Here is a 24,043-nt window from a genome sequence, read left to right as displayed (position 1 = left end):
GAATGCGTAAGTTAATGATCCCTGTATTGGTAATCGCACTGGCATTAATGTTGATGTCTTTGTTTGTGATTCCTGAAGGTGAGCGCGGTATCGTGGTTCGATTTGGTCGTGTTCTTAAAGACAACAACGACATCACTCGAATTTACGAGCCTGGTTTGCATTTCAAGATGCCTCTGTTTGACCGTGTGAAACAACTTGATGCACGTATCCAAACGATGGATGGCCGTGCAGACCGTTTCGTAACGTCTGAGAAAAAAGACGTTATTATTGATACCTACGTGAAGTGGCGTATTGAAGACTTTGGTCGTTACTACCTAGCGACAGGCGGTGGTAATTCGCTAACGGCGGAGGCACTACTTGAGCGTAAAGTAACGGATGTGCTTCGTTCTGAAATCGGTGCTCGTGAAATCAAACAGATTGTATCTGGTCCACGTAACGATGATGTACTACCAGAAGATGCAAGTGCAGATGTTGTCGCAACTGAAGCGGCACGTGAAGCGCTTGAGATTGATGGTGAACGTGACCTAATCATGTCTGAAGTATTGAAAGACACGCGTGAAAGCGCGATGAAAGACTTGGGTGTTCGTGTTGTTGATTTCCGCATGAAGAAAATCAACCTGCCTGATGAAATCAGTGAGTCTATCTACCGCCGTATGCGTGCAGAGCGTGAGTCTGTAGCTCGTAAGCACCGTTCTCAAGGTCGTGAGAAAGCAGAAGTTATTCGTGCTCAAGCTGAGCTAGAAGTGGCAACCATTCTAGCTGAAGCTGATAAGACTGCTCGTGTAACACGAGGTGAGGCGGATGCTGAAGCTGCGAAGATTTATGCTGAAGCATACAACAAAGACCCTGAGTTCTTTAGTTTCCTACGCTCGCTACGTGCGTATGAGAAGTCCTTCAGCTCTAAGAGCGATATCCTGGTACTTGATCCGAAGAGTGAGTTCTTCCAATACATGAACCAGTCGAAGGGCGGCATGGAGAAATAATCTCAGCGTCAAATGAAACAAAAGGCTCCTTAGGGAGCCTTTTTTGTATCTGATGCTAAGTGCTAGCTCATCATTATGGCGATTACGGCTCCAGCAACCACTAGGCAACCACCGATACGACGCAGCTGGTTGTTGGGTTGTTCACTTAATTGAGCCACCATATTCCGCCAACCGTTTGGAGCAATGAGTGGTCCAATGCCTTCCACGATCAAGACGAGCCCAATCGCCAACCATATGGATTCAGACATACCGCTTTCCAGTCGAATAAAGAAAACTAAATACTATCAGTGATATGCTGATTTCAAAATGAGCAAAGCAGCAGGATGACATTCTGGTAGCAACTCTGTGAACAAAAAATGACTGCAAGAAGCGTGATTCGGTGCTAGAATCCATTTTTAACTAGCAATCAGACTTGGAAAGATGGGAAATAACGTAGTCGTTCTAGGCACCCAATGGGGTGACGAAGGTAAAGGTAAAATCGTAGACCTTTTAACTGAAGATGCAAAATACGTGGTACGCTACCAAGGCGGTCACAACGCAGGTCATACTCTCGTAATTGACGGTGAAAAAACCGTTCTTCACTTAATTCCATCAGGTATCCTTCGCGATAACGTAAAATGTGTTATCGGTAACGGTGTTGTACTATCACCTGAAGCTCTACTTAAAGAAATGAAACCTCTTGAAGAGCGCGGTATTCCAGTACGCGAGCGTCTTTTCATTTCTGAAGCATGTCCGCTAATTCTTCCTTACCACGTTGCAATGGACCAAGCTCGCGAAATCGCTCGCGGTAAAAAAGCTATCGGTACAACAGGTCGTGGTATCGGTCCAGCATACGAAGATAAAGTTGCTCGTCGCGGTCTACGCGTTGGCGACCTATTCGATATGGAATCGTTCGCTGAGAAGCTAAAAGAAGTCATGGAGTTCCATAACTTCCAACTCGTTAACTTCTACAAAGCTGAACCAGTAAGCTACGAAGCTGTGCTTGAAGAAGCAAAAGGCTACGCAGCGCTACTTACTTCAATGGTTATCGACGTAACTGACGAACTAGACGCAGCACGTAAGCGCGGCGATAAGATCATGTTCGAAGGTGCACAAGGTACGCTACTTGATATCGACCACGGTACTTACCCATACGTAACGTCTTCTAACACGACTGCTGGTGGTGTTGCTGCAGGTTCAGGTTTTGGTCCTCGTCACATCGGTTACATCTTGGGTATCGCGAAAGCGTACTGTACTCGCGTTGGTGCAGGTCCATTCCCGACAGAACTATACGATGGTCTAGATAAGCAAGATCCAATTGGTAAGCACTTAGGTGAAGTTGGCCACGAGTTCGGTGCGACAACTGGTCGTCTACGCCGTACAGGTTGGTTCGATGCTGTTGCTATGCGTCGTGCAATCCAAATCAACTCTGTATCTGGTTTCTGTCTAACTAAACTAGACGTACTAGATGGTCTAGAAGAGCTAAAAATCTGTACTGGTTACAAGATGGAAGATGGCTCTGTGCTAGAAGTTTCTCCGATGGCTGCTGAAGCATTCGAAAAAGCAACGCCAATCTACGAAACAATGCCTGGTTGGTCTGAGAACACATTCGGTGCTAAAGCGCTAGAAGATCTACCACAAGCGGCTCTTAACTACATCAAGCGTATTGAAGAGCTAACAGGTGTGCCTGTAGATATCATTTCAACAGGTCCTGACCGCAACGAAACTATCATCAAAGTTCACCCATTCGAAGCTTAATTGATAGCCGTTAAAGATTGCAAAAGCCGACCTTCTGGTCGGCTTTTTTGTATCTGAACAAAAAACGGCAGTGATTCTCATATGGCAAATTTTTGCCGCTGAGTCTAAGTCAGAGGCAAAAATTGTCTAAAGCTTAGCTGGTTTTTGCCGATAAGGTTATCAAGCAGAGGAGATCCTTCATCGATCTTTGGTTTCTTAGATACCTTAAAGAGTATGTTTATGAAGTTACGAACAGTGGCTGCTTCACTGTTATTGACCTTGGTAGCTACCACAGCGAAAGCCAATGTTGCTGATGTGGGGGCGCCAGTTCCTATCTACACCGAAGCAGAGCTGATAAAGCTTATTGAGCAAAATAAGCACTTACAACGTGTGCGCGCTGATAACTGCCAGCTGGTGGAGGATATCGTTGCTCGTGCGACTCGAATTAACTTGCCCGCTTATGAATTTCTGTACGGCGACATGTTGGCGTGGGGTGTGTGTGTCGAGCAAGATGTCGAACTGGGTCTTTACTACATCGAAAATGCAGCGCATCAGGGGTTACCAGCTGCACTAGAGCAGATCGGCCGATACTATTCGCGTGGCACTTTAGTGCAGCAAGATAAAGAACGAGCAATTCCTTACTTGCGAGAAGCCGCCTCAATGGGAAACCTAAATGCGCGTATTCATTTAGCCGAATTGCTCCTGCGTGATTACGGCAGCCCACTTGATTACGAAGATGCGTATCGTTGGTTATATAACTCTGTCACAGCAGATAAGCGGCAGCATAAGCGTATCACTGTATTGAGAAATGGCCTTGAGCAGCGCATGCCACAAAACGTTATTGCTCGAGCTAAACGGCGAGATACCTTTTGGTAACGTCCTATCAAGGCAAACAACTTCATACAACAAAGCCCACATAATGTGGGCTTTGTTGTTTCCCGAAGAGTAATCTTGAGCGATTAAACGACTTTGTGTGGACCGAAGCATTCGTAATGGAATTGCTCTTGTGGTACGCCAAGTTCTAATAGTTGTTTCGCTACGTGCTGCATGAACCCGACAGGGCCACAGAAGTACACCTGCACGTTATCTTGCTTTAATGCGGCTTCAATTTCATACAGATTGACAAAACCCTTGAAGTGGAAGTCTTCACCTAGCTTGTCTTCTGCCGTTGGGTGGTTATACCAAACGAGCGCGTTAATGTTTTCTTTCGCCGCGACTAGTTGGTTCACGTGTTGCTTGAAAGCATGCTGTTGACCATTTTCTGTTGCATGAACCCAAGTTACAGGTGCTTGATGTGCTGAGAGACTTTCTAGCATGGACAGCGTTGGCGTAAGTCCTACACCTGCAGAAATTAGAACAACGGGTGTTTGTGGTTCGGCATCCATAAAGAAATCACCGGCAGGGGCGGCAAGCTGCACTTTTTCGCCAATGTTCAGGCTATCGTGCAGGAAGTTCGATACTTTTCCTCCTTCTTCACGTTTTACCGAGATACGGTAAGTGTTCTCTTGAACCGCAGAAGATAGGCTATATTGGCGAATTTCTTGGTTTTCTAACTGGTCACTGTTGATATAGATGCCAAGATATTGTCCCGGTTTATACGGTGCCACTTTTTGGCCATCGGTTGGCTTAAACACAAAGCTGCAAATGTGTTCGCTCTCGATTTGTTTATCGACTAATTCAAATTCGCGTAGACCGCGCCAACCGCCTTCCAAAGCTTCATTTTGTTGGTAAATTTGTTCTTCGCGCTGAATAAATACATTCGCAAGTACGCTGTAAGCCTCAGCCCAAGCATCCAACACTTCTTGACCTGGATTAAATAACTCATCAATCGTCGCAAGTAGATGTTTACCAACGATTTGGTACTGATCTTCTGTGATCAAAAAGCTCGTGTGTTTATGCGCAATTTTTTCTACTGCGCCAAGTAGAGCTGGCAAATTTTCAATATTGGCAGCATAGGCGCAGATGGCGTTGAATAGCGCTTCACGCTGATCGCCGTTACGCTGGTTACTCATATTAAAAATATCTTTCAACTCTGGGTTATGAGTAAACATACGTTCGTAAAAGTGCGCGGTCAGTTTTGGTCCCGTTTCGGCGATAAGTGGTGCGGTCGCTTTGACGATCTCGATGGTTTGATTGCTGAGCATATGGGCTTCCTACTTTAAGTTGTATTTATAATGCATGTTTAAAGTTGTATCTCAAATGTATCTTTCGATCAAGAAAAGATTTACACTTTTATCGATAGCTCAAGTTTGGCGTTTTAGTGTCACCAGCGAGTTATTGAGTCGCACTTTGGGAGAGAATATGCAGTTAACGAGCTTTACTGATTATGCGTTGAGAACCTTAATTTTCTTGGCTTCGTTGCCGGAAGATGAGTTAACTAATATCACTGAAGTGACGGATTTATTTGGTGTGTCACGTAACCATATGGTTAAAGTTATCAACCGTTTAGGGCAACTAGGTTATGTCCATACCGTGCGTGGAAAAAACGGTGGTATTCGGCTGATGAAACCTGCTTCTGAAATCACAGTAGGTGGTGTCGTGCGAGATTTAGAGCCGTTAGATTTGGTCAATTGCGGCGTAGATTTTTGCCATATTACCCCTGCCTGTCGCCTCAAAGATAAATTGGCAAAAGCAAAAAGTGCCTTTTTGGCGGAGCTGGATGATTGCACGATCGAATCCTTGCTGAGCGACAATTCTGAGTTGTTGATCTTACTGGCTCGTCCTTAACTCATTTGCACGTCTAGAGTCGATCTCGATCATTCTTTTTTCAAAGCAATTCTGTAGCTTATCGAGAGACTCAGATATACTAGCCATATACCTTCCTTGCTAGATAGGCGTGCCTATGTCAGACAATATTCCAAACGATCCTTTTGCAGATCGTGAATCCAAAAATTACGAAAATCCAATTCCAAGCCGAGAGTTTATCATCGAGTTTCTAGAGCAAGCGGGCGTTCCAATGAATCGCAACGACTTGTTTGAGGCACTAAAGCTTGAGGGCGAAGAGCAATACGAAGGGTTGCGTCGTCGGCTACGTGCGATGGAGCGAGATGGTCAACTGGTGTTTACCCGCCGTCAGTGCTACGCATTGCCTGAAAAACTTGAAATGGTGAAAGGTTACGTGATTGGTCATCGTGATGGCCACGGTTGGGTGCGTCCAGAAGGCAGCGTCGGCAAGGATGATGATATTCTGTTACCGCACCATCAAATGAAGAACATCATCCACGGTGACTTTGTTTTAGTGCAACCTACAGACAACAGCAAACGCGGTCGCCGTGAGGGGCGCTTGGTTCGAGTGTTAGAGGAGCGTAATGATCAAATCGTCGGTCGTTTCTTCCTCGAATATGGTTATTCCTATGTTGTCCCTGATGACTCGCGTATCAGCCAAGATATTCTGATCCCAAATGAGCACAAAGCGGGTGCACGCATGGGTAACGTGGTCGTGATTGAAATTACTGATCGTGGCTCACGCTCACGTGGCATGATGGGTAAAGTGGTTGAAGTACTTGGTGAAAACATGGCACCAGGTATGGAAACGCAAATTGCGATTCGTACACACCAAATTCCTCACGAGTGGCCAGAGGCCGTCGATAAACAAATCGAAAACTTAGGCGAAGAAGTACCAGAAGAAGCCAAAGTTGGTCGTGTGGATCTACGTGAGTTACCACTTGTGACCATTGACGGCGAAGACGCACGAGACTTTGATGATGCTGTTTACTGTGAGAAGAACAAAGAAGGTGGTTGGCGTTTATGGGTAGCGATTGCTGACGTCAGTTACTACGTTCGCCCTGACTCTGCGCTGGATAAAGAAGCCATCAACCGTGGTAACTCGGTGTACTTCCCATCGCAAGTAGTGCCAATGCTACCGGAAGTGCTATCAAATGGTTTGTGTTCACTTAACCCACAAGTTGATCGCTTGTGTATGGTGTGCGAAATGACCATCTCAGAGACGGGTAAACTATCGGGCTACAAGCACTACGAAGCCGTGATGAACTCGCACGCTCGTCTCACATATAGCAAAGTGAGCGCGATTCTAGAAGGGGATGAGGAACTACGTGAGCGTTACCAGCCGCTTGTTTCTCATCTAGAAGAGCTGCACAAGATGTACAAAGTGCTGAAAGAAGCACGAGATCAACGCGGTGCAATCGAATTTGAAACCGTTGAAACCAAATTTATCTTCAATGCGGAACGTAAAATCGAAAGCATTGAGCCAGTAATTCGTAATGACGCGCACAAGATCATCGAAGAATGTATGATTTTAGCCAACATTGCTTCGGCATCGCTGGTAGAAAAAGCGAAAGAGCCTGCGCTCTATCGTATCCACGAATCTCCAGGTGAATTACGCCTGCAAGGTTTCCGAGACTTCTTAAGTGAACTTGGTCTTGAGCTAAAAGGTGGTTTAGAGCCTTCACCAACGGACTATGCTGATCTCGCGCGTCAAATCTCTGGGCGTCAAGATCAAGAGTTGATTCAGACCATGCTGCTACGCTCAATGAAGCAAGCGGTATACAACGCAGATAACGCGGGGCACTTTGGATTGGCACTGAAACGCTATGCGCACTTTACGTCGCCAATTCGCCGTTACCCTGACTTGTTACTTCACCGTGCAATCAAGTATCTGATTGCTAAAGAAGAAGGTCGTAATCAAGATCGCTGGACACCAACGGGTGGCTACCATTACTCGTTCGATGATATGGACTTTTACGGTGAACAATGTTCGATGACAGAGCGCCGTGCGGACGATGCAACACGTGATGTTGCGGATTGGCTGAAGTGTGAATACATGCAAGACCACGTCGGTGATGAGCTAGACGGTGTGATTGCTAATGTCACTAGCTTTGGCTTCTTTGTACGTTTAACGGATTTGCACATCGATGGTTTGGTGCATATTTCTACCCTTGCGAACGACTACTATCAATTTGATCCGATTGGTCAACGACTTATTGGTGAAAGTTTCGGTAACATCTATCGCTTAGGCGATGCAGTAAAAGTAAAAGTACTGGCTGTTAACCTCGATGATAAGCAAATTGACTTTGAATTGGTCGAAACAAGTCGTAAGCTACGCGGTGAAGGTAAGACTGCGAAGAAACGCGCAGCGGAAGCAAAACGCAAAGCGAAAGATAAAAAACGCGCTGCGACTCGCTCTTCATCGAAAGAAGGTGGCGCGCCTCGCGCAGTTCCTGCGATAGAGCCAACTAAGCGTCCAGAAGAAACGGGCGCAGTGAGTAAGCGCAATGGCCCCAAACGTGATGACGCCGAAGGCAAAAAGAAGCCTAAAGTGAAAAAAGCACGTAAAAAAAAGCCACACAGTAAGCCGAAGAAAACCAAGCGCACTAAAAAAGAAGCGTAGTAGGCTGAAGCGCCAGCTCAGTTCAAACTCGGCTGGCGCAGGCAATACGACCCGAACAACAGGTTAAACAATGAGTAACGAATTTATCTACGGCATTCACGCAGTGAAAGCGGTATTGGAGCGCGAACCAGAGCGTTTTATCGAGGCATACGTTTTAAAAGGTCGTCAAGATGATCGCCTGATGCCAATCCTAAATGATCTTCAGGTTTGTGGTGTCTCTATTCAACAAATGACGCGTAAAACTCTGGATGATAAAGCGCGTGGTGCAAATCACCAAGGCATCATTGCTCGCGTAAAACCAGCAAAACAACTGAACGAGAACGACATTGATGACATCTTAGCGCAGCATGAATCACCGCTACTGTTAGTGTTAGATGGTGTGACGGACCCGCACAACCTTGGTGCGTGTTTGCGTAACGCAGATGCGGCAGGCGCTGCGGCGATCATCGTACCGAAAGATCGTTCTGCACCAATGAATGCCACGGTAAGTAAAGTAGCATGTGGCGCTGCAGAGGTTGTGCCTTTGATTCGTGTAACCAACCTTGCACGTACAATGCGTACGCTACAGGAAAAAGGTATTTGGTTTGTGGGTACGGCTGGTGAAGCTACGCACGACATTTATCAAGCTAAGCTTACTGGTCCTCTTGCTATCGTGATGGGTGCTGAAGGTGATGGTATGCGTCGTCTTACTCGCGAAACCTGCGATGATTTAATTAAGATCCCTATGGCGGGCAGTGTATCAAGCTTGAACGTATCAGTGGCTTCTGGTATCTGTTTGTTTGAAGCGGTTCGTCAGCGTTTGGCTGCCCAAAAATAAGGCGAGCACACTAAGCGTCGCTGAGTGTGACACTGAGTGACATCAAGATTAAGCACACAGGATGGGGAACCATCCTGAGTTATTTTAGCTAGGGAATTTATGACCCAACAAGATATTAAATTGATTGCTTTTGATCTGGATGGAACACTGCTTGATAGCGTGCCAGATCTTGCCGTAGCGGCCGATCAAGCAGTTCAGGCGTTAGGCTATCCTTCTGTATCAGAAGAGCAGGTGCGTGATTACGTTGGTAATGGTGCTGATATATTGATTGGACGTGCATTAAGCCAAAGCATGACCATCAGCAGTGATTTGAGTGATGAGCTGCGTGCTAAAGCGCGTGAGCTGTTTGATGAATACTACAAGCAAAGCGGCCATAAGCTAAGTCACCTTTACCCAACAGTAAAAGAGACGCTTGAAGAGCTACACCAAGCTGGTTTTACGATGGCGATTGTGACGAACAAGCCCTCGAAATTCGTACCAGAAATTCTAGAGCAGCATGACATCGCCAAGTACTTCGTAGACGTATTAGGTGGTGACGCGTTTCCAGAGAAAAAACCAAACCCGGTGGCGCTGAACTGGCTAATGGAAAAGCACCAGGTAAAACCAGCAGAGATGCTGATGGTTGGGGATTCGAAAAACGATATCTTGGCGGCGAAAAATGCGGGTTGTGCTTCATTTGGTTTAACTTACGGTTATAACCACGGCGAGCCCATTTCAGCTTCGAACCCTGACGTAGTGGCGAACCGCCTCGCGGAATTACTGGAAGTCGTCGCTGTTTCTGCATAACGGCAACAAAAGATCTTCCAAAATACTTGTTAATGAGTACACTGAGTAAACCGTGCGCTAAAAGCCGCACGGTTTTTCATTTTAATTAGATTAAGAAGTCAAAGGAATCATTCTAATGAGCAAACCCATTGTATTGAGTGGTGTTCAACCGTCAGGTGAACTAAGTATCGGTAACTACTTGGGTGCTCTACGTCAATGGCAGCAGATGCAAGACGATTATGATTGCCAATACTGTGTAGTAGATCTTCATGCGATTACGGTTCGTCAGGATCCTAAAGCACTGCATGAAGCGACATTAGACGCACTGGCAATTTGTCTGGCAGTTGGTGTTGACCCGAAGAAGAGCACGCTATTTGTTCAGTCACACGTACCAGAGCATGCTCAACTTGGTTGGCTTCTTAACTGTTACACGCAAATGGGTGAGCTGAGCCGTATGACTCAGTTTAAAGACAAATCGGCACGTTACGCAAATGACGTAAACGTGGGTCTGTTTGATTACCCTGTGTTGATGGCAGCAGATATTTTGCTTTACGGCGCACACCAAGTGCCAGTTGGTAGCGACCAGAAACAGCATCTTGAGTTAGCACGTGATATCGCAACGCGTTTCAACAACATCTACTCACCAGAAAGTCCGATTTTTACCGTTCCAGAGCCGTACATTCCAACAGTCAATGCACGTGTGATGAGTCTTCAAGACGCGACGAAGAAAATGTCGAAGTCAGATGACAACCGTAAGAACGTGATTACTCTGCTTGAAGAGCCAAAGTCGATCATCAAGAAGATCAACAAGGCGCAAACAGACACCGAAACCCCACCAAGCATTCGCCATGATATCGAGAACAAAGCGGGTATCGCGAACCTAATGGGACTTTACTCTGCGGCGACAGGAATGAGCTTTGAAGATATCGAAGCCAAGTACAAAGGCGTAGAAATGTATGGTCCATTTAAGAAAGATGTTGGCGAGGCGGTTGTAGCAATGCTGGAGCCAATTCAAGCAGAATACCATCGTATTCGCGCTGATCGTGCTTACATGGATGAGGTAATGCAGCAAGGTGCAGAAAAAGCATCGGCTCGCGCCGCTGAAACGCTGAAGAAAGCATACAAAGCGGTAGGCTTTGTCGCTCGCCCATAGTCGCTAAGAATAGATTACAAAAAGCTCCACGTTGGTGGAGCTTTTTTTATACTTTTTACTGGAATGGCGTGTCTTTCATGCAACGTTCCATATCGTAATATTCAACACGTCCTCGAGCACCTAAAAAGGCGGACTTCACCACCATGCCTCTATCAATGAAGTAACTGAGCTGCACGCATGATATATCGTAGCTAAGTTCTTTAATTCTTGCTGGGATCCAGTAGGTTCCTGGTGTTCTTAGACGCTGGGTAAAAGTAATAACACCCTCGTCACTGACCTCTAACTCTTCAATTCCATCCAGCTCATTTTTGGCTGATTCGATGATGTTTTGATTCGCGGCAGGTTGAAGTGGCTCACTGGCGGTCAATTGACATCCCGTTATCAAGCCAAGTAAGAAGAGAGCTAGCACACTGCGTTGAATTTTTTTCATTTATCGTTCCTGGGTTTACTGCTAATGAGATCTTAATGTCTCGCGCAGGTGTTATATCTTTTGTGTATGAATTTGGCTAGTGAATAAGGAGAAGTTATTGAACAAATGATGAAAATTTTGAAGTATGAGAGTCATGCGTAAGAAAAAGCCGAGCGAATAATTGGTGACTTAAGTTTAGACATGGCTATAAAAATGAAAATCAAAGCTTTCTAAATTAGTGATTAATTATATTTTCATTTATAACAAAGTGAGCTTGGTTAATAAGCCACTTCACGAGCGATGTATTTTCTACTCCTTAACATGAAGTGAAAAAATAAACTGAGTAATTAATCTAAATTTTGATTTGTTTATCAATAGCGTTCTGTATTTATTACAAAAAATGTTTGAATGGGATGTTCTGGCATATTTTCTTACATTCACATGTGATTCATTTCACGGCTTTAATTGCTCATTCTTATTTATTTCATAAATAAACCTGATAGTAGACGCAAATGGTAGGCTCTGATCAGAGCTAAGTTTGCATTTACATAAATATCAGGTATGACAATGGACACGTTAATCAAACCCTCAATACTCGCACTAACCATCGCCAGTGCACTTAGCGCAAACGCGAACGCAGAGATTATTATTTCCCAGTATGTGGAAGGCGGCGCTTATAATAAAGCGGTCGAGATCGCCAATACAGGTGATACGGCGGTGACACTCACAGGCTATGAATTAGCAAAATCTTCGAATGGTGGCGGCTCGTGGGGCAGCACTCTTGATCTTAGTGACGTAACGTTACAAGCGAAGCAAGTGTATGTGCTTGCTCATGGCGATGCGAGCGAAGCAATAAAGGCGGTTGCGGATTACACTGATAAAAATGTAGCGAACTTTAACGGCGACGATCCGTTGGCACTTCTTAAAGATGGGGAAGTGCACGATATATTAGGTGTGATGGGGGACGTGGATTTCGCTAAAGACACCACGTTAGTTCGTAACAGTGATGCGCTTACACCTTCAACTACCTACCAATCCACTCAGTGGACAGCCTTACCTAAAGATAATATTGATGGTTTAGGGGAATTAAATACAACTGAGCCACCTGCGCCATTTGCTTGTGAAGTGGATGGACAAGAACCAGCCTTTACCACCATCCAAGAGATTCAAGGTGAAGGTGCTTCTTCTCCATTTATTGATGGCTACCCTTACATCACGACCGAAGATCACTTCGTAACTGGTGTGGTCAGTGCTGTAACAACAGGCTTAACTAAAGGCTTCTACCTGCAAGCACTTGAGAATGATGGCAACGACAAGACATCCGAAGGTTTGTTTATTCACACCGATGTTGCCGATACAGAGCTGAAAGCCGGTGATGTTGTTTGTGTGAAAGGGAAAGTACAAGAGTACTACAGCAACACTCAGCTTTCTTCTGATGCAAACAGTTATGTAAAAACAGGCACATCAAACGCCTCTTTGGTTACTCCGTTAACGATTAAGGAAGGGGAAACACTACGTGATGCACTAGAGCGTCATGAAGGTATGCAAGTTGAGCTCAGCTCGGCTAGCGAACTTTTCGTTACTCGTAACTTTTCTTACGATTATGACTCTCGACGCAACAACATGATGCTATCTCATGAAGCACCGTTGTTTAAGCCGACTCAATTGCATGCAGCAGAGAGTGACGCTGCGGTTGCCCTTGCCAAAGAGAATGCGGCCAACCGTATTTACTTGGAATCGGATAGCAAAGCGCCAAATGGTCAAATCCCATATTTCCCAACGTTTGCACAAGACCTAGATCAAAATGGCTCTTCAGAGCAGCACATTCGCCTAGGCTCTCGCGTCGAAGGCCTGCAAGGTGTAGTGAATTACAGCTACAACGAGTACCGCCTAATTGCGACCAATGAAGTCGATAGCAGCAACTTTGTCACGTCAGGTGATGACTTTGACGTTGCGCGTAAAGCGGCGCCAGCCATAGCCGATTCTGATTTACGAGTAGCGAGCTTCAACGTTCTTAACTACTTCACTTCGGTTGCTGACAGCGGGCACGACAACCCAACCGGGCAAAATCGTGGCGCGACAAATCTTGATGAGTTCTTGATCCAGCAAGCGAAAATCGTTTCAGCAATGAATAAGATGGACGCGGACATCATTGGCTTGATGGAAGTGGAAAACAACGGCTTTGGTGATGGCAGTGCTATCCAAAACTTGGTTGATGCTTTAAACGCTGAGATTGATGACGTGGAAGATCATTACACGTATGTCGAAATCGAAGAGCAAGACAAATACCAAGAGGAATACTTTGGCAGTGATGCGATCATGGTTGCGATCTTATATCGTGCTAACGCAGTAACACCAAAAGAAGCAGCAAAAGTCATTGTGACGCCAGAGCAACACATTGCAGAGAACACCATTACTCGTAAAGAGGGCACTGAAAGTAACCCTGCATACGACAAATATCAACGCCATAGCTTATTACAGACCTTTACAGTGAAAGAGACTGGCGAAGATCTTTCAGTGGTCGTGAACCACTTTAAATCGAAAGGCTCTGAATGTATTGAAGAGTGGATTGCTGGTGTAGAAGACTCAGAACCCGCGGATCTGCAAGGTAACTGCAACAACTTCCGTGTTTCTGCTGCGAAAGTCGTTGGTGAAGCGCTGAAAGATATTGATGGCGATGTGCTCGTTATGGGCGATTTGAACGCTTACGGCAAAGAAGATCCGTTACTTACCCTCACTGATTACTCAAAAGAGAAATACGGCCGTGATATCTACACTGCCGCTTACACAACCATTGGTGGCGGTGAGCTTCAAGTAGAGAAAACCAAGATTGAAAAAGGCTACGGTCTGCACAATTTAAACACCTTGCTGCATGGCGCTGATACGTTCTCGTACACCTATTCAGGTGAATTGGGGAACTTGGACCATGCATTGGCAAGCAGCAGTTTAGCGCAAAAAGTGGTGGCGATTGAAGATTGGCACATCAACTCCCTAGAAAGTAACTTGTTTGAATACAGCAGCAAATACACGGGTGACATGCCGAAGTACAAAGATGCGTTCTCAGCGTCTGATCATGATCCAGTGATTATTGCTATTGATTTGCCAGATGATGATATCGATTTACCGAAAACGGGTGAAAACTTAGCTATTGATGTACGTCTACCACCAACTGCGGTTGCGGGCGATATTGTGACAGTGAACTTAACAGCATCCACACAAGCGGCCGCGACAAGCAGTGATGCAAAAGTTTACTCGGCTAGCCAAACCTTGACTCAAACTGACATTGACGCACGCAGCGTGAATATTGAGTTTGAACAAGCGCCAGAACAAGGTAATTACCAGTTAGAAGAGAAAGTGACAGACTCGACAGGCAACGTCGTTAAGTTTAGCTCTGTTCGTGATGTCTCAATGACGCAAACTGAAACGGGTGCAGAAGGTTCGAAGGATTCAGATGGTGGTTCGTTTGGTTTTGGCGCGCTACTCGCGATGCTTGGACTTGGCTTACTACGTCGCCGCAACTAAGCCTTTATCTCCTAAAATACAGCTGTAAAGACCAAAGGCCAGCCGATGCTGGCCTTTTTATTGCACAAAGACTTGCCTTTCTAGTTTGGTGTTGCAAAATACCGCCCTTAATTGTCGCAAACCAGACAATCATCTCTTAAGTCTTGCCTAAACGGATTGGAGCAGCTGACACTCTATGTTGTTGATCATCGATAACTACGATTCTTTCACTTACAACCTCTACCAATACTTTTGCGAGCTTGGCGCTAGTGTAAAAGTCGTGCGTAACGATGAAATCGACATTCAAGGGATTGAAGCGTTGAACCCAACTCACTTGGTGATCTCACCTGGACCGTGTACGCCAAACGAGGCAGGTATCTCTCTACAAGCTATAGAATACTTCGCTGGTAAGCTTCCAATATTGGGTGTTTGCCTTGGTCATCAAGCGATAGCGCAAGTGTTTGGTGGGGAAGTCGTGCGCGCCCGACAAGTGATGCATGGGAAAACGTCACCTATTCGTCACAATGGTCGCAGTGTGTTTAAAAACCTGAATAACCCACTCACCGTAACCCGTTATCACTCTCTCGTGGTGAAAAACGGTACGTTACCCGATGTGTTTGAACTGACCGCATGGACTGAGCTGCCGGATGGAAGTATGGACGAAATCATGGGTTACCAACATAAAACTCTGCCAATTGACGCAGTGCAGTTTCACCCAGAATCGATCAAAACAGAGCAAGGTCACGAGTTGCTCGCGAACTTTTTAGCACGTAAAGCGATCTGATCGCGATCACTTTTCTTAACAAATCATTCATCTTTTTGCCGAGGTGAGTGGATTGCAAAACTATGCGGTTCATTCTGGCCTCTTTGTCTATTCATGTCTTTTAAAACCTTCTATCCCCTGTATTACATAACATTTATAAAAAATCGCTTCTCTATTTTACTTTCTTGATGCATAAATAGTCATAAGCAGTGATTAATGGAAGTTGCTTTCGAGAACAAAAAGAATAAATCACTATTGAAATGGTTAATTAAATGTAAATACAATGCCGCAATAGCTTAAATGCAAAACATTATTTGCTGGCAAAGAGAGCCGGTTAAATTCGCTTATCTGCTACGCATGCGGTATCAAGAAGGAATGTGCAATGACAACGGAAATTAAAGTAGAGCGCGGTTTATTCGATGAGGTAATGGTACCTTGCTATAACCCGATGGAAATGATCCCTGTTAAAGGTGAAGGTTCACGTGTTTGGGATCAGGAAGGTAATGAATATATCGACTTTGCTGGTGGTATTGCAGTGAGCTGTCTTGGCCATTGTCATCCAGTAATGGTAAACGCATTAACAGAGCAAGCTAACAAGCTTTGGCACTTAAGTAACGTGATGACGAACGAACCAGCACTTCGTCTGGCGAAAAAGCTAACAGAAGTGAGCTTTGCTGAGCGAGTATTCTTTGCTAACTCTGGCGCAGAAGCGAACGAAGCGGCACTTAAGCTGGCACGTCGTTACGCTGCTGACGTACATGGTGCTGAGAAATCAGAAATCATCGCATTCAAACAAGGTTTCCACGGTCGTACGTTCTTTACCGTAACGGTTGGTGGTCAAGCGGCTTACTCTGACGGTTTTGGTCCTAAGCCTGGTGACGTTACCCACTTACCTTACAATGATATCGAAGCACTACAGGCACACATGTCTGATCGCACATGTGCGGTGATGATGGAGCCGCTACAAGGTGAAGGCGGTATCGTGCCACCAACGCCTGAGTTTGCTCAAGCAGTACGTGAGCTGTGTGACAAACACAACGCGCTACTGATCTTCGATGAAGTGCAAACCGGTAATGGTCGTACAGGTAACTTCTACGCTTACCAAGGTTTAGGTATTACACCTGATATTCTAAGCACCGCGAAATCACTTGGTGGCGGTTTCCCAATCGGTGCAATGTTGACTACTGCAAAATTAGCAGAGCACATGAAAGTCGGTACGCACGGTTCAACATACGGCGGTAACCCACTCGCGTGTGCTGTAGCAGAAGCAGTTGTGAACGAAGTTACTAAGCCTGAAGTGTTGGCTGGTGTGCTAGAACGCGAAGCGATGTTCCGCGAAGGTCTAGAGAAGATCAACGCGAAGTACAACATCTTCTCAGAAGTGCGCGGTCAAGGCCTATTGCTTGGCGCTGCACTGAATGAAGAATGGCAAGGCCGCGCACGTGATGTTCTCGTCGCTGCAGGCAAACAAGGTCTAATGGTATTGGTTGCGGGTGCCAATGTCGTACGTTTCACACCATCACTCGTTATCACACAACAAGAAATTGAAGAAGGCTTGGCGAAACTGGATAAAGCGATCGCGACTTTAGTTTAAGCGCGATATCAGTTTCAACGTCAACGCAGACACCCCCGTCAAGGATCTCTGATGGGGGAATTGTTCCTACAATATAGTTAGGATCTTCTTGCATCTGGAGGGAGTATTGATGCTAGTAGTTCGCCCTATCGCGATGTCGGATTATGACGCGCTGCACACTTGTGCGGTGGAGTCTGGTCACGGATTTACATCTCTACCGGTTAACGAAGAACTGTTAACCAATCGAATCAAACACTCAGAGTACAGCTTTGGTAAGCCAGATGTGGCAGAACCAGGTGATGAAGGCTACCTGATGGTCGGCTTTGACTCTGAAACGGGTGAGGTTGCGGGTACCACCGGAATCGAAGCATCTATCGGCTGGGATGTCCCATTTTACTCGTATCACATTAGTAAAGTGGTGCACTCGTCACCAAAGCTTGGCGTCAATAATGTCGTCAAACTGCTTACTTTTGGTAACAACTACACGGGTAACAGCGAAATTTGTACCTTGTTCTTGCGTGAGAAATTCCGCCAAGGTCTGAATGGTCGTCTCATGTCGAAGTGTCGTTTCCTCATGATGGCTGAGCACCCAGAGCGTTTCTCTGAAACGATCTTTGCGGAGATGCGTGGTGTTTCAGACGACGCAGGCAACTCGCCGTTCTGGCAATGGTTACAAGAGCATTTCTTCTCCATCGATTTCACGCTTGCGGATTACCTGACAGGTATCGGCAAGAAAGGCTTTATTGCTGACTTAATGCCGAAGCTGCCTATTTACATCAACCTGTTGAGTCCAGAAGCGCAAGCTGTCATTGGCCAAGTGCATGACAATACTCGCCCAGCATTAAAGCTGCTTGAGCGTGAAGGCTTCACTAACCGTGGTTACGTGGATATTTTCGATGCGGGTCCAACCGTTGAATGTGACTTACGCAATATTGAATCGGTACGTCACTCGTTCCGTGCGCAAGTGAAAATTGCACAACATAGCAGTACGCAAGACTTCTTGATGTGCAACTCATCGTTCGAAAACTTCCGCGCAGCAGTCACCAAAGCGGCGTATGACGCTGAAACACAAAGCGTCATGATCGCACCAGACGTTGCGGATGCACTTTTGGTTGAGGAAGGGGATTTTGTTCGCCTTCTTCCGCAGTAACAGACGACAGAATTTAAGGATAGAAACAATGACACATTGGATTGCAGGTGAATGGGTACAAGGTCAGGGTGAAGCATTTACGTCTCTGTCACCTTACAACCAAGAAGTGATCTGGCAAGGCAACGGTGCAACGGCAGAGCAGGTGAATCAAGCGGTATCTGCAGCGCGTGAAGCGTTTATTGACTGGAAAAAACGCCCATTTGCAGAGCGTGAAGCGATCGTGTTGGCTTTTGCTGAGAAAGTAAAAGAGAACAGCGAAAAAATCGCCGAAGTCATTGCCAAAGAAACTGGTAAGCCAATTTGGGAAACGCGCACTGAAGCAGCGGCAATGGCAGGTAAAATTGCAATCTCTATTCGTGCTTACCATGACCGCACCGGTGAAGCGAGCCGTGAAGCGGCGGGCAATCAAATTGTGTTGCGTCATCGCCCACTGGGCGTGATGGCGGTATTTGGGCCATATAACTTCCCTGGTCACCTACCAAATGGTCACATTGTGCCTGCGTTACTAGCGGGTAACACCGTTGTGTTCAAGCCATCCGAGCAAACGCCTTGGACTGGCGAGCTAGCTATGAAACTTTGGGAAGAAGCAGGTCTGCCGAAAGGCGTGATCAACCTTGTCCAAGGTGCGAAAGAAACCGGTATTGCGCTTGCTGATGCGAAAGGCATTGATGGCGTACTGTTCACGGGCAGCGCGAACACGGGGCATGTATTGCACCGTCAATTTGCGGGTCAACCAGACAAGATGTTAGCACTAGAAATGGGTGGTAATAACCCGATGGTGATCTCTGATAAATATGGTGATTTGGATGCCACGGTGTACACCATCATCCAGTCAGCGTTTATCAGTGCTGGTCAACGTTGTACGTGTGCTCGTCGTTTGTACGTGCCATTGGGTGAGAAAGGTGATGCGCTCATCACGAAACTGGTTGAAGCGACGAAGAATATTCGCGTAGACCAACCATTTGCAGAGCCTGCGCCATTTATGGGGCCGCAAATCTCCGTTGCCGCAGCCAAGTTCATTCTCGATGCACAAGCGAACCTTCAATCACTTGGTGGTGAAAGCTTGATTGAAGCTAAAGCAGGAGAGGCGGCGTTTGTTTCTCCGGGCATTATTGATGTAACGGACATTGCTGAGCTACCAGATGAAGAGTACTTCGGTCCACTTCTGCAAGTGGTGCGTTACGAAGGGCTAGAAAAAGCCGTAGAACTGGCGAACGACACGCGCTTTGGTCTCTCTGCTGGTTTAGTTTCAACTGACGACCAAGAATGGGAATACTTCGTTGACCATATTCGTGCAGGGATCGTGAACCGTAACCGCCAGCTCACAGGTGCAAGTGGTGATGCGCCATTTGGTGGCCCTGGTGCGTCAGGTAACCTACGTCCAAGCGCTTATTACGCAGCAGACTACTGTGCGTACCCGATGGCATCAATGGAAGGTCAAGAGACTATCTTGCCTGCAACATTAAGCCCAGGTGTGGCGCTATAAGTTTTAATAACAGAGTCGCAACCATGTATTGCGGCTCACCTTGCCGGCGAATCATTTAGGTATGGGTTGTAGTGATCGTTGGCAGAACACGGAAAGTGAGCAAAGACTCGGAAAAGCGTGTTGACTGACTGGCATTTACCGTCACAGGTTGATGGCTGCTCGTTCATTATTCTGGACAACTTTTCGTTGTGAACGAGCAGTCAACTTCCGCTTACCTTTTAACTCTACATCTCGTAACAAGGAGTCGTTATGACGCCCGATGTGTTATTTGAATCGCTATGGCAAGATTACATTCAACGTCTTTGCCCTTCTGCTGCGAAAGTACATCAGCTGCTTCAAGAAGATGAGCCTCTGATTAATGATCATATAGCTTTACGTACCTTCAATATTGCGCCTCTTGGTATCGAAACCTTAGCTAAACCATTTGTAGCCATTGGCTACCAGGCATGTGGTGACTACGTTTTCGAAAGTAAAAAGTTGGTTGCTAAACACTATGAGCACCCTGATCCGAAGCAACCTAAAGTCTTTATTAGTGAGCTAAAAGTTGAGGAGTGTTCACCTGAGCTGCAAGAGATTGTGAAAAAGCTGGTGGCACAAGTCGATGCAGGCAAGCTGAACGATAGCGCATTCTTACATGGTGGACGCTTGTGGGATTTAAGCTTTGCTGACTACCAAACGTTGGCTAAAGAAAGTGAGTATGCATCATGGTTGGCTGCGCATGGTTACGGCGCAAACCACTTCACGGTGAGCGTTAACCAGCTCAATGAATACGAAGAAGTGAAGCAAGTAAACGATCACTTACGTACGGCCGGATTTACCATTAATGAAAACGGCGGGGAAGTGAAGGGCACTCCTGAGGTGCTGCTAGAACAATCATCGACCATGGCGGATAAAGTGGCGGTTCGCTTTAGCGAAGGCACTGAAATTATCCCTGGTGGCTTTTACGAGTTTGCTAAGCGCTACCCGATGGAAAACGGTGAGCTGTACCCAGGTTTTGTGGCGGCTTCAGCGGACAAAATCTTTGAAAGTACGAATGGTTAACTTTTAGGGTTAACCTTTCGGCTAATCAACTTGCTCATTAGTCTTTTGTTGCTCTGAGCTCAATGTGGTTACAAGACAAATAAAAAGCCACCAATGTCGCCATTGGTGGCTTTTATAATTTTGTTCGCGTCACTCTGGTTTGAGATTAACGAGTACCGTAAACCACGATAGTTTTACCGTGCGCAGAGATTAAGTTCTGCTCTTCTAACATTTTCAAGATACGACCTACTGTCTCACGAGAACAGCCAACGATTTGACCGATTTCTTGACGAGTGATCTTGATTTGCATGCCGTCTGGGTGAGTCATTGCGTCTGGTTGTTTTGCAAGGTTCAGAAGCGTCTGAGCGATACGACCAGTTACGTCTAGGAACGCCAGGTCACCCACTTTTTGGCTAGTTACTTGAAGACGACGAGCCATCTGCGCAGAAAGGCGCATTAGGATGTCTGGGTTTACTTGGATAAGCTGACGGAATTTCTTGAAAGAAATTTCAGCAACTTCACAAGGAGATTTAGCACGAACCCAAGCTGTGCGCTCTTGGTCTTCCTCGAATAGACCAAGTTCACCAATAAAGTCTCCTTGGTTTAGGTAAGAAAGGATCATCTCCTTACCTTCTTCGTCTTTGATAAGAACCGCAACAGAACCTTTAACGATGTAGTACAAAGTTTCTGCCTTTTCGCCCGCGTGAATTAGCGTGCTCTTTGAAGGGTACTTATGAATATGACAGTGTGAAAGAAACCACTCTAATGTTGGGTCGGTTTGAGGTTTACCTAGAACCATAATATCTCACTTCCTCTGCAGGGTACGCTTGCGCTATCCATATTTTAGCTAAGCCTGAATTAGGCCTACTAGAATAAGAGCACTTTTTATATGCTGCAAGCTCTCTTGTGTTTCGGTAAGAAATAGTATCCTTTTTCGAAAACGATTTCTTGATTTTAATCGTGCCATGATTGAGATTTTGTAAGCAAAACTGTGCACATGATCACGGTATGAAAAGTAAACATCTTCGCAGGCAGGTTTTTAGCCAATTTTCCCTGTTTCGATGAGCTGTTGTAGGATAGGCCGAACTATGAGCTCCATTGCAAAGCTCATCTTACCGCCTGGTACGACAATCGTGTTGTGGCGTGACATGAATGAGCCATCAATCATAGCCAGGAGATATGGGAAGTCGACTTTCTTTATCCCACGCAAGCGAATAACGACAAAGCTCTCATCCAGGCTTGGGATACCTTTCGCGTTAAGTGGGTTAGAGGTATCGACCGTTGGGACGCGCTGAAAGTTAATATGAGTGCGAGAAAATTGTGGTGTGATGTAGTTAAGATAATCGTCCATCGAGCGCACGATAGAATCCATTACTGCTTCTCGTGAATGACCGCGGTCACGAGTATCACGCACAAACTTTTGGATCCACTCTAAGTTTACGATTGGTACCATACCAATCAAGAAATCCACATGTTGCGCGACATTAACATCGCCATCCACAACACCGCCGTGCAAGCCTTCATAGAAGAGAACGTCACTGTTCTCCGGTAAGTCCTGCCATGGTGTGAAGGTACCAGGCATTTGATTATAAGGTACGGCCTCGTCAAAGGTGTGTAGGTAGCGACGTACGCTGCCTGCGCCATCGTGACCATATTTACGGAAAAACTCTTCCAATCCTGGAAAGTCATTAGCTTGAGGGCCAAAGTAGCTAATGTGTCGACCTTGCTCGCGCGCTTTACGGATTTCTATATCCATTTCAGGGCGAGTAAAGCGATGGAAGCTGTCGCCTTCAACCCATGCGGGTTTAACGTTCATCATATTGAACATCTTACGGAAGGCTTCAGATGTAGTGGTCGTGCCGGCACCAGATGAACCAGTAACCGCAATAATTGGGTGTTTAGCTGACATGACAAACCTTGTCGAAAATTACTTACCTGTAATGTGCAGTAGGCTGCTACTGCACGGTCGATAACCCACTATAGCACGTAACAATGCCTTGTCATTGAGTGGGGTACGGTAAAATGTGAAGGTTCTAAAATTTTGTTTTTACCTGAATATCGACGGTTTCGTGCAGTTCAGAGAACACGATAACCGCTTCGCCTTTTTCTAATTGAGTTTTTACTTGATCCACTTTGTCTTGCAAAGAAACCTCGACGGTTCCGTAATCCGTGCCTTCACGTAAGACGAATTCACGAATTAAGTTTTCCAATGTTTCTGGCGCAATGTCTTGCCATGGAATGATCATAAATACCTCGAACTTTTATGATGAGCGGCTAGTTTACTGCTTTCGCTGCTTGGATACAGCAGAAAGGTAATCTGCGGCAATACTTTCGTAATACGCTGGCAGCGCTTCTTCCAACCAAAATTTCGGCTTGAGCGCTGAACCTGTAAGGAAACCAACATGCCCACCGTGCTCAAAGAGACGGTAATCAATATTATCTGGCAGAACAAATTTCGGGATCACATCGTCGGTCATGAATGGATCGTCTTTGGCGTGAATGATCAGTGTCGGTAGCGTGATCTGTTGTAATTTACTTAAGCCAGAACATTGATCGTAATAATCTTGTGCGTCTTTAAAACCGTGCAGTGGTGCCGTGATCAAATCATCGAATTCATACAATCGTGTGACACGTTTTATTGAGTTGTAGGACAAAGCGAGCTCGCCATGCAACAAGTGATGTTTTTGCAATGCGTTGCGTTTGAGCGAAGAGAGTAGGTAACGGCGATATACTTTCGAAAAGCCTTGTTCAATACGGTTCGCACACGCTGCTAGGTCCAAAGGCGCTGAGATAATGGTCGCCGCGTTCAAAATGGGGTGGTCTTTGTATTGGGCTAAATAATTCGCCAACATGTTACCGCCAAGAGAAATACCAACCGCAACTTTGGGGTTATCAGGAAAGCGTTGCTCAAGGTGCTCTAAGAAGTGGCGAGCGTCAGTCACTTCACCAGAATGATAGGCGCGAGCTTTCTTGTTTGGCTTACCGCTACAACCGCGGAAATGCATCATCACCGACAGCCATCCGGATTGAGCAAATGCATTCATTAGGCCATTGGCGTAAGGGCTATAGAAGCAGCCTTCTAGTCCATGAAATAAAACAAAAATCGGCTTTTTTTGCGCAGGTTCTTGGGTTGGGTCCTCGCTCCATGCGAGATCGAGAAAATCGCCATCGGATGTATCGAGGGTTTGCCAAATCGGCGTAAACAACGCTTTTTTGCGAATAAAGCGCGGTAAAAGCGTTTGAAGATGCGGGTTTTTGATCCCGGCGGCTGCGAAAAATTGTGTCATACCTAACTGCTCTTATGCGGTTCTTCGGTGTCAGTTGAAGAACTTATTAATATAATCCTTTATAAAGATTATA

Annotated in this window: 21 protein-coding genes; 14 read left to right on the top strand and 7 right to left on the bottom strand. The window is 45.9% G+C overall.

What is annotated here, in order from left to right; all coding sequences use genetic code 11:
• Positions 1-2 precede the first annotated feature (2 nt).
• The gene (hflC, locus tag ACWYVB_RS22470; RefSeq protein WP_005395373.1) at positions 3-983 is read left to right on the top strand and encodes a protease modulator HflC; all 981 of its coding nucleotides are present in this window, start codon (positions 3-5) and stop codon (positions 981-983) included.
• Positions 984-1,045: 62 nt separating this feature from the next.
• On the opposite strand, the gene ACWYVB_RS22465 is transcribed toward hflC, so the two are convergent.
• Complete coding sequence (locus ACWYVB_RS22465; RefSeq protein WP_005381383.1) at positions 1,046-1,231, bottom strand: DUF2065 domain-containing protein; 186 nt, start codon at positions 1,229-1,231, stop codon at positions 1,046-1,048.
• A gap of 172 nt (positions 1,232-1,403) precedes the next feature.
• Here ACWYVB_RS22465 and ACWYVB_RS22460 point away from each other — a divergent pair, with 172 nt between their 5' ends.
• Positions 1,404-2,720: an adenylosuccinate synthase gene (locus tag ACWYVB_RS22460; RefSeq protein WP_199803590.1), complete on the top strand. Its 1,317-nt coding sequence runs from the start codon at positions 1,404-1,406 to the stop codon at positions 2,718-2,720.
• Positions 2,721-2,939: 219 nt separating this feature from the next.
• Positions 2,940-3,575, top strand: coding sequence for a flagellar protein MotX (motX, locus tag ACWYVB_RS22455; protein WP_005387944.1), 636 nt, complete (start codon positions 2,940-2,942; stop codon positions 3,573-3,575).
• Positions 3,576-3,658: 83 nt separating this feature from the next.
• On the opposite strand, the gene hmpA is transcribed toward motX, so the two are convergent.
• Positions 3,659-4,843, bottom strand: a complete 1,185-nt coding sequence (hmpA, locus tag ACWYVB_RS22450; protein ID WP_457530218.1) for an NO-inducible flavohemoprotein — start codon at positions 4,841-4,843, stop codon at positions 3,659-3,661.
• Positions 4,844-5,000: 157 nt separating this feature from the next.
• Here hmpA and nsrR point away from each other — a divergent pair, with 157 nt between their 5' ends.
• From nsrR to trpS, 5 genes are all read left to right on the top strand, one after another.
• A complete protein-coding gene (nsrR, locus tag ACWYVB_RS22445; RefSeq protein ID WP_005387939.1) occupies positions 5,001-5,426 on the top strand; it encodes a nitric oxide-sensing transcriptional repressor NsrR in 426 nt (141 codons plus the stop codon).
• Between the two features lie 115 nt (positions 5,427-5,541).
• Positions 5,542-8,046 (top strand): ribonuclease R, encoded by a 2,505-nt coding sequence (rnr, locus tag ACWYVB_RS22440; RefSeq protein ID WP_046874538.1) that lies wholly within the window; start codon positions 5,542-5,544, stop codon positions 8,044-8,046.
• A 70-nt stretch (positions 8,047-8,116) separates the two neighbouring features.
• A complete protein-coding gene (rlmB, locus tag ACWYVB_RS22435; protein ID WP_005395369.1) occupies positions 8,117-8,863 on the top strand; it encodes a 23S rRNA (guanosine(2251)-2'-O)-methyltransferase RlmB in 747 nt (248 codons plus the stop codon).
• Between the two features lie 99 nt (positions 8,864-8,962).
• Complete coding sequence (locus ACWYVB_RS22430) at positions 8,963-9,649, top strand: phosphoglycolate phosphatase (protein ID WP_005395368.1); 687 nt, start codon at positions 8,963-8,965, stop codon at positions 9,647-9,649.
• Positions 9,650-9,764: 115 nt separating this feature from the next.
• Positions 9,765-10,781, top strand: coding sequence for a tryptophan--tRNA ligase (gene trpS / locus ACWYVB_RS22425; RefSeq protein WP_005395367.1), 1,017 nt, complete (start codon positions 9,765-9,767; stop codon positions 10,779-10,781).
• A gap of 55 nt (positions 10,782-10,836) precedes the next feature.
• Here trpS and ACWYVB_RS22420 read toward each other — a convergent pair whose 3' ends face one another.
• Positions 10,837-11,211: a hypothetical protein gene (locus ACWYVB_RS22420; protein WP_457530214.1), complete on the bottom strand. Its 375-nt coding sequence runs from the start codon at positions 11,209-11,211 to the stop codon at positions 10,837-10,839.
• Positions 11,212-11,757: 546 nt separating this feature from the next.
• Between ACWYVB_RS22420 and ACWYVB_RS22415 the strand changes: the two genes are divergently transcribed.
• The 6 genes from ACWYVB_RS22415 to ACWYVB_RS22390 all read left to right on the top strand — a co-directional run bounded on the left by ACWYVB_RS22415 (position 11,758) and on the right by ACWYVB_RS22390 (position 20,704).
• Positions 11,758-14,712, top strand: a complete 2,955-nt coding sequence (locus ACWYVB_RS22415) for an ExeM/NucH family extracellular endonuclease (RefSeq protein ID WP_432602457.1) — start codon at positions 11,758-11,760, stop codon at positions 14,710-14,712.
• 175 nt (positions 14,713-14,887) lie between these two features.
• Entirely contained in the window at positions 14,888-15,475 is a 588-nt protein-coding gene (locus tag ACWYVB_RS22410) for an aminodeoxychorismate/anthranilate synthase component II (RefSeq protein ID WP_005397690.1), read from the top strand.
• Positions 15,476-15,836: 361 nt separating this feature from the next.
• Positions 15,837-17,048, top strand: coding sequence for an aspartate aminotransferase family protein (locus tag ACWYVB_RS22405; protein WP_005397689.1), 1,212 nt, complete (start codon positions 15,837-15,839; stop codon positions 17,046-17,048).
• Positions 17,049-17,157: 109 nt separating this feature from the next.
• A complete protein-coding gene (astA, locus tag ACWYVB_RS22400) occupies positions 17,158-18,177 on the top strand; it encodes an arginine N-succinyltransferase (RefSeq protein ID WP_005397686.1) in 1,020 nt (339 codons plus the stop codon).
• Between the two features lie 28 nt (positions 18,178-18,205).
• Positions 18,206-19,663 (top strand): succinylglutamate-semialdehyde dehydrogenase, encoded by a 1,458-nt coding sequence (astD, locus tag ACWYVB_RS22395; RefSeq protein WP_457530211.1) that lies wholly within the window; start codon positions 18,206-18,208, stop codon positions 19,661-19,663.
• A 249-nt stretch (positions 19,664-19,912) separates the two neighbouring features.
• Positions 19,913-20,704 carry a DUF1338 domain-containing protein gene (locus ACWYVB_RS22390; protein ID WP_005397681.1) on the top strand — a complete coding sequence of 264 codons (792 nt, stop codon included), beginning with the start codon at positions 19,913-19,915 and terminating at the stop codon, positions 20,702-20,704.
• 145 nt (positions 20,705-20,849) lie between these two features.
• On the opposite strand, the gene crp is transcribed toward ACWYVB_RS22390, so the two are convergent.
• From crp to ACWYVB_RS22370, 4 genes are all read right to left on the bottom strand, one after another.
• Positions 20,850-21,482 (bottom strand): cAMP-activated global transcriptional regulator CRP, encoded by a 633-nt coding sequence (gene crp / locus ACWYVB_RS22385; RefSeq protein WP_005381432.1) that lies wholly within the window; start codon positions 21,480-21,482, stop codon positions 20,850-20,852.
• 240 nt (positions 21,483-21,722) lie between these two features.
• Entirely contained in the window at positions 21,723-22,592 is an 870-nt protein-coding gene (locus tag ACWYVB_RS22380) for a phosphoribulokinase (protein ID WP_005397679.1), read from the bottom strand.
• Between the two features lie 124 nt (positions 22,593-22,716).
• Complete coding sequence (locus ACWYVB_RS22375; RefSeq protein WP_005397677.1) at positions 22,717-22,929, bottom strand: YheU family protein; 213 nt, start codon at positions 22,927-22,929, stop codon at positions 22,717-22,719.
• Positions 22,930-22,962: 33 nt separating this feature from the next.
• Complete coding sequence (locus tag ACWYVB_RS22370; RefSeq protein WP_046874535.1) at positions 22,963-23,970, bottom strand: hydrolase; 1,008 nt, start codon at positions 23,968-23,970, stop codon at positions 22,963-22,965.
• Between the last annotated feature and the right edge of the window lie 73 nt (positions 23,971-24,043).

The organism is Vibrio sp. JZG10 (assembly GCF_054064075.1).
This window is presented reverse-complemented; position numbering and strand designations above follow the sequence as displayed.